This window comes from Acinetobacter sp. TSRC1-2 (assembly GCF_049895885.1).
GTDB lineage: Bacteria > Pseudomonadota > Gammaproteobacteria > Pseudomonadales > Moraxellaceae > Acinetobacter.
Genome location: NZ_JAFCTF010000031.1, coordinates 1 through 5,649 on the forward strand (window position 1 = coordinate 1; position 5,649 = coordinate 5,649).

Genomic DNA, 5,649 nt, shown 5'->3' on the forward strand with positions numbered 1-5,649 from the left:
ATTCGTACAGTAGGGCTTGGTCGGTAAGTTACCTATAAAGCTAGGAAATAGCTCAAGTTGAGGCTGTATTTTATTCATTTATAACAGTAACCGCTTGCAAAGCTCGCAAACACTGCTAAAATTAATACAGATTCAGGTGTTTTAATTTTAGTGTTTTCAAGCATTTATATTAAAATTCCGAAAAAAAACAGGTTTGCAGACCTGTTTTTTTTCGCCTGCGAAAAATATTACATCTTTTCAAATGGCTGTCAAATAACTGATTTTTCAATAAAAATATGTAAATTATAACGCATCATTTAAAGCCGACTTCTCGCTGATGTTTAATTGAAAGTATTACAACATCCTCACCAGTTTTATAACGATACCAAGCCTTGTATCCACTTGAACCAAAGGGAATAATTAAAACCCTAAAATCTGGTCGCTCATCGTCAGGTGCATGAGCCAGTGGTTTTATAGATAACTCTTTTAGATAAGATCTGATAGTTATAATCGCTTCTTTAGCCGCTTCGGGGTTCTTTGTCTGCAAAAATGCCTTTAATCGACTTAAATCATTAAGGGCATTTCTAGTTAAAATTACTTGTGGCATAGAGGTACGTCTTTCTCGTTATCAGTTCCCCAACTCTCAAGCCATTCATCTGCTTCTGCCAAAGTTACATGTAACCCAGTTTCCAAATAGTCCTCATAAGAAGCTATAGCCTCTCTCCGTTCTGCTTCGAGGCGTTCCTCTTGCTCAATAAAGCTAGTAATTGCAGCTTTTGCCAATGCGTGAGCTGTCCGCTTCTTAGTTGTGGCTAAGCGGCTTAAACGGTCTTTATAGCTAGAATCAAGCTTGATAGACATTGCTGTAGTGGACATGATTGAACTCCTATCACATCAAAAGGTAATACCTAGTATATACTTTCAATACCCTAACAGCTATAAATTATTAAAATGGGCTTGGGGAATCATAGCCACGGTCATTTTTCATTGCCTGTTCTTGCTCTCGTCGCAACTCTATACGCCGATCAAGTTGATCTAAAGCCTTGAAGATACTTGTTGGATTAATTGCGCTAAATTTTGTTGATATTGCTCTACCAAACTCATTTTCTTGATGACTTTCTCTGTCAGGGGATTCAATTGGCTTTTGATCTCGTCCTGCACCATGTTCGGCAAGCTGTTCCCTATCAACGTCTTTGCTTGATTCTCGATGTTCAAGCCAATTACTAATTGCTCTAAATGGCTCTGTAATCGCTGTTCTAAGCTGCTCTCCAAGTTTTGCAATAAATCCGCGGATAACTTCGGATTCTGTAGTTGCTTGATGATATTGATCAGCTCGTTGTCTTGCTCTCTCAACTGATTGCAAGACTGCACTAGTCTGTTGTTGTATTTCTCTAATTCGTCTATGGTTCGGCTCTGGGTCTGAATAAGCTGTAAGGCTTGCTCTTGCTGCTTCTGTTGCTCTTTGAGCTGCTGTTGTTGCTGTTCGATAATCTGCAATAATTGTGCTTCGATATTCATTTAATTGGTTTCCTTCACTACTGCTAAGTTGCCCTTGTACAGCTTTATTTCTGGATCTATTTGAACGCACCAACGCCAGTCCTCCTTGTCCCCACACTTCTGAATATTCAGGTTTCCTCCTTCCGATTTCAGATATTCGACTTTGTTCTGCATCTCGTTTATGTCGTTGTATTTGCTCTGCTGTAATGTCTTGATCTGGCTTAATTCTTTGTAATTTATTTTGTTGATATAGCCTAAAAACATATTGCTGATAAGCAAAATAAGTAGCACTAACATCAGGGGAAAAATTGATAAAGTAAGGGCTTTTTTCAGCTTCGCTTGTTCTGCTGTCGCTTGGCTTAATGACTGCAATGTTTGCAAGTGTTGGTTCATATCTTGAATCTGCTTCTGAAGATCCGTATTCAATGCCTGAGTATTGCTTTTGAAGCTGTTCGCCACTTTGCCTATTTTCGATTGCATTTCTGTTTTTTGGTTCTGTAAATTTTGAGTCAAGTCCGTTTCCACTTTCTCGATTTCCGTTTCCATGTCTTTCAAGATGGTATTTGCTCTTTGCTTCACAAAGCTTTTCGTATCGTTCAAGGCAAGTCTGATACCGTTTTTCAGCTCGCTGTCTATATCTTCCTGACGCTTCTGCCTTAAGCTCTGTGCTTTTTGCAGTATTTCTGAAGTTCTGCTCATAAAATTCGCCTTTAAAAACTTCTGGTCGCCCTGTTTCTGGATTCTTAATTGATATTTGTTTCTTTGTTATCTTCGTAACTTCAAAACCAACAGTTTCACACCAATCTAAAAGGGTTTTGCGGTCATAAATAAGGTCATCACATATTGCGAGTGTGATTTCATCATGCACCTGAGCTTTAAATTCTTTGCTTTCTTTAGGTAGATTCTGTGCGATTTTGACTGATCGCCTGTTTATGGGGTCGTCAGGGTCAAAAAGATCATATTCGTAATTAACTATTTTTTTGAATACATCAACACGGTCTAAATCTGCTTTTGCAAAAAATGGCTGCAACCTTTTTCCCGATTCAATTTCAATATTGGGAATTAAGAAATTCAGTTCTAATCTGCGCTCTCCAGTTTCTTCATTTATTTTATCCCGATGCTCAATCCATAAAATTCGATAGTTTCCAGTAGTTAGACCAGGGAAAAGAGTTTTTTCAAAATCACGCATAATTTGCGCTTTATCGGCTTTGGTTAAATCACTCTCATAAAAAGACAAACAGCCACTTGTGTAGCGTTTCTCATACGGTGAACAATCTATAAGTTCGGCTACTTCATTAACATCACCAAGTAAAATTTTGGCATGTTCCCTATCTCTGTTTTTACCGAGAAAATAATCTAAAGGGCCACTAGCTTCACCTGTTCCATGTTCGAAAAAATCGACAATCATTTCACAGACTCCCGAAGTTGTTTCAATATTTCATCAATACCAATCAGGAGATGCAAAAGCTTAACTGCATCAAGCGGTTCTCTAGCGACAAGGTCTGTATTTATTGCTCGTGCAATTTGATTGATGTTTGTACCGATGCGACTAAGTTCGAGAACAAATGAGCGGTCTAATTTTGTATATGTCCCAACTTTCTTCTTATATTCCCCTTCATCACTAACTGCTTTTAAAGCAGACTCACGCATTAACTTAGCAACCGAATTAAAAGAGTTTTTGGATTCAAGAAATTCATACTCAGAATCAAACAACGTAACTTTGACCGTTTTAGTTCGAACAGGTCTTTTACGCTCATGATTAATTCTAGCTTTATATTGTTGAACCATTCACACCTCAGCAGATTAAATGATGGTTTTGGGGGTATCGGGGGGCTTGTCCCCCTGATCAAGGTCACAAGGGTAATTTCGAAGAAAGTACCCATTGTGTATCCTTGCTTTATAAGTTGCAGATACTATTTTAATATAATTTTTAGAAAGATTTATGTTTAAAGCTAAATTTTAGGTTTTTTAGTTAATGGACAATATTTATAAAATCAAAGAAAAAAGCACCCTAACCGGCTATTATCTGATTTAGGCTTGCACTTTCCGCTTTATTTTATGAATACAAACTGTTTTTTATGTGGCTTTCCATTCGATGATCAGGACGTTAAAGACTCTAAGGAACATATTATTCCTCAATCCATTGGCGGTAGAGATAAAGTTACTGGCTTTATTTGTATTAGCTGTAATAACGGCAAAGGAAATGAATGGGATAGTAAGTTAGCTACACAACTTGGATATCTTTCTCTTTTATTCAAAATCAAAAAAGAGCGCAGTAAAGTTCCATCACTGGTACTTAAAACAGATGCTAAAAATGAGTATTTAGTTAAAGAAGACGGTTCAATAAACCTGACCAAGCCTTATTTTGATGATTCTAAGCAATTAGAAGGCAATAGAATCGAAATATCTATTAAAGCGAAGGATGAGAAAGAAGCTATTGCTCAGATCATGCGAGCTAAGAAAAAATATCCTAAATTGGAAACAGAGAAATTCTTAGAACAAGTACAAATGAGAGATCGCTATGTTGATGAGTCCTTTATCTATTCTACAGGACAGCTCAATGACGAGCCATGTGAAAAGTCTATAGTAAAAACAGCCATAGCTATGGCTGTCAAGCATGGAGTTCCTCCAGAAAAATGTGATTACGTCAAAAAATATATTACAGGTGAATCAGATCAATATTGCTTTGGATATTTTTATGAAACTGACTTAATTTTAAATAGACCTCAAGGTGTTCCCTTGCATTGTGTATTTATTAAAGGGGACTCTAATAATGGCGTTTTGTGGGCATATATTGAATATTTTTCAGTACATAGAGGCTTAGTTTGTCTGTCTACATCCTATGAAGGGGAGACTTTCCAAGAATATTATGCAATTAATCCAAAAACAGCTCAGAAAATTAACAATCTAGAATTTTCTCTATTAAATATTTCAAAGGAACGTCTAATAAATATTATTAAAGATAATAAACAATCTATTGAAAAAATTGAGGAAATACTACATACCATAATACCTGTTCAGTTATCTGAAGATTCTGAAAATGAATACCAACGAGTGCTATCAAAATCAATAAATACAGCATTTAGAAACTGCGGAGCCAAAGAAGGAGAAATCATTCAAGAGCACCACATAGATAAGTTAATAGATAGGCTACTCGAAGAATTGAATCCTTGGATAAAGCACAACATAAAGAAATAGACTATTAATTGAACCAATTTCTTAAAGTTCTAGTAGTTATACCCAGTTGCTTTGAAATTTCAGTATTAGTCATGCTCTGCTTTTTAAGTTCAAAAGCTTGTTTTTTCTTTTCTTTAAATATTTGTGAACGAGCCACTCCTCCTTTAGAGGAATCACTTTTAAGACCACCTAACCGACCTTTCCTGCTCTGACGGTCTATAAATTCCTGATAGCAATAAGCATCTTTTTTCCAACAGTAACGGCTTATGCTCTTTGCAATGCCTTTGATCTCGTTGTACTGCATTGGCTCTGTAATACCATCATTGAGCTTTAAACAATGCTCAATAACAGCCTCAAGCCAATTACTGTAAGTCTTTCCGCGATATTTCCGAATCTCTACATATGCCCAGTGACGTGCAGTATGAAAAACATAACAATTACGTCCAAGCCCTACTGCTTCGTCTTGTTTTGGAACTTTTTTGGCTTCGTTCCAATCAATATCTAATTTTGAACTGAGTTCATTCAAAGAATATGGGCTTTTTCTTATGCTGTATGTTCGCCATTGCTCGTGTATCGGGTTTTTACTTATTAATCCTGAATATCCCATGTCAGCATTAAAAAGCTCGCGTAAACGCAAATAAACAGCATTTGCGAGCATGATCGGCTTCTGTCTGCTTGCATCAGTCGTATAGATTGGTGTTTTTAGCTCGAAAAATGCATGCAATCGTCCATTTTGAGGATTTTCAGCAACAAAATTGGGCATGGGAACACCATCAAGCGAATATAAAATTTCACTCAATGCTGACTCATAGTCGAGATCAAGAACAAAGTAATACTGATAAAAAGGGCTATTCGGCTGAATATATTTGAATGCTAGAGCTGTATTTTTAGAGCGTATTTTTAAACCTGTACCGAGATCATTCGTACAGTAGGGCTTGGTCGGTAAGTTACCTATAAAGCTAGGAAATAGCTCAAGTTGAGGCTGTATTTTATTCA

General features: G+C 36.7%; 6 protein-coding genes. 1 reads left to right on the forward strand and 5 read right to left on the reverse strand.

Annotation, left to right across the window (positions count from 1 at the left end; genetic code table 11):
- Positions 1-292: 292 nt before the first annotated feature.
- From ACP69Y_RS16520 to ACP69Y_RS16535, 4 genes are all read right to left on the reverse strand, one after another.
- The gene (locus tag ACP69Y_RS16520; RefSeq protein WP_425919528.1) at positions 293-586 is read right to left on the reverse strand and encodes a type II toxin-antitoxin system RelE/ParE family toxin; all 294 of its coding nucleotides are present in this window, start codon (positions 584-586) and stop codon (positions 293-295) included.
- The gene (locus ACP69Y_RS16525) at positions 574-855 is read right to left on the reverse strand and encodes a CopG family ribbon-helix-helix protein (RefSeq protein WP_087696043.1); all 282 of its coding nucleotides are present in this window, start codon (positions 853-855) and stop codon (positions 574-576) included. Before ACP69Y_RS16525 ends, ACP69Y_RS16520 begins: the two co-directional genes overlap by 13 nt.
- 70 nt (positions 856-925) lie before the next feature.
- Positions 926-2,884 (reverse strand): relaxase/mobilization nuclease domain-containing protein, encoded by a 1,959-nt coding sequence (locus tag ACP69Y_RS16530; protein WP_425919529.1) that lies wholly within the window; start codon positions 2,882-2,884, stop codon positions 926-928.
- On the reverse strand, positions 2,881-3,264 hold the full coding sequence (locus tag ACP69Y_RS16535; protein ID WP_425919530.1) for a MobC family plasmid mobilization relaxosome protein: 384 nt from the start codon (positions 3,262-3,264) through the stop codon (positions 2,881-2,883). The genes ACP69Y_RS16530 and ACP69Y_RS16535 overlap by 4 nt, the downstream gene beginning before the upstream one ends.
- A 270-nt stretch (positions 3,265-3,534) precedes the next feature.
- Between ACP69Y_RS16535 and ACP69Y_RS16540 the strand changes: the two genes are divergently transcribed.
- Positions 3,535-4,674, forward strand: coding sequence for an HNH endonuclease (locus tag ACP69Y_RS16540; RefSeq protein WP_425919531.1), 1,140 nt, complete (start codon positions 3,535-3,537; stop codon positions 4,672-4,674).
- Positions 4,675-4,678: 4 nt separating this feature from the next.
- Here the strand turns inward: ACP69Y_RS16540 and ACP69Y_RS16545 are convergent.
- The coding region (locus ACP69Y_RS16545; RefSeq protein WP_425919532.1) for a replication initiation protein at positions 4,679-5,649 on the reverse strand (971 nt) is incomplete at its 5' end.

Bases quoted from the DNA above. Each gene is read 5' to 3' on its own strand.
- ACP69Y_RS16520 (WP_425919528.1), bottom strand. From the start codon at position 586: ATGCCACAAGTAATTTTAACTAGAAATGCCCTTAATGATTTAAGTCGA.
- ACP69Y_RS16525 (WP_087696043.1), bottom strand. From the start codon at position 855: ATGTCCACTACAGCAATGTCTATCAAGCTTGATTCTAGCTATAAAGAC.
- ACP69Y_RS16530 (WP_425919529.1), bottom strand. From the start codon at position 2,884: ATGATTGTCGATTTTTTCGAACATGGAACAGGTGAAGCTAGTGGCCCT.
- ACP69Y_RS16535 (WP_425919530.1), bottom strand. From the start codon at position 3,264: ATGGTTCAACAATATAAAGCTAGAATTAATCATGAGCGTAAAAGACCT.
- ACP69Y_RS16540 (WP_425919531.1), top strand. From the start codon at position 3,535: ATGAATACAAACTGTTTTTTATGTGGCTTTCCATTCGATGATCAGGAC.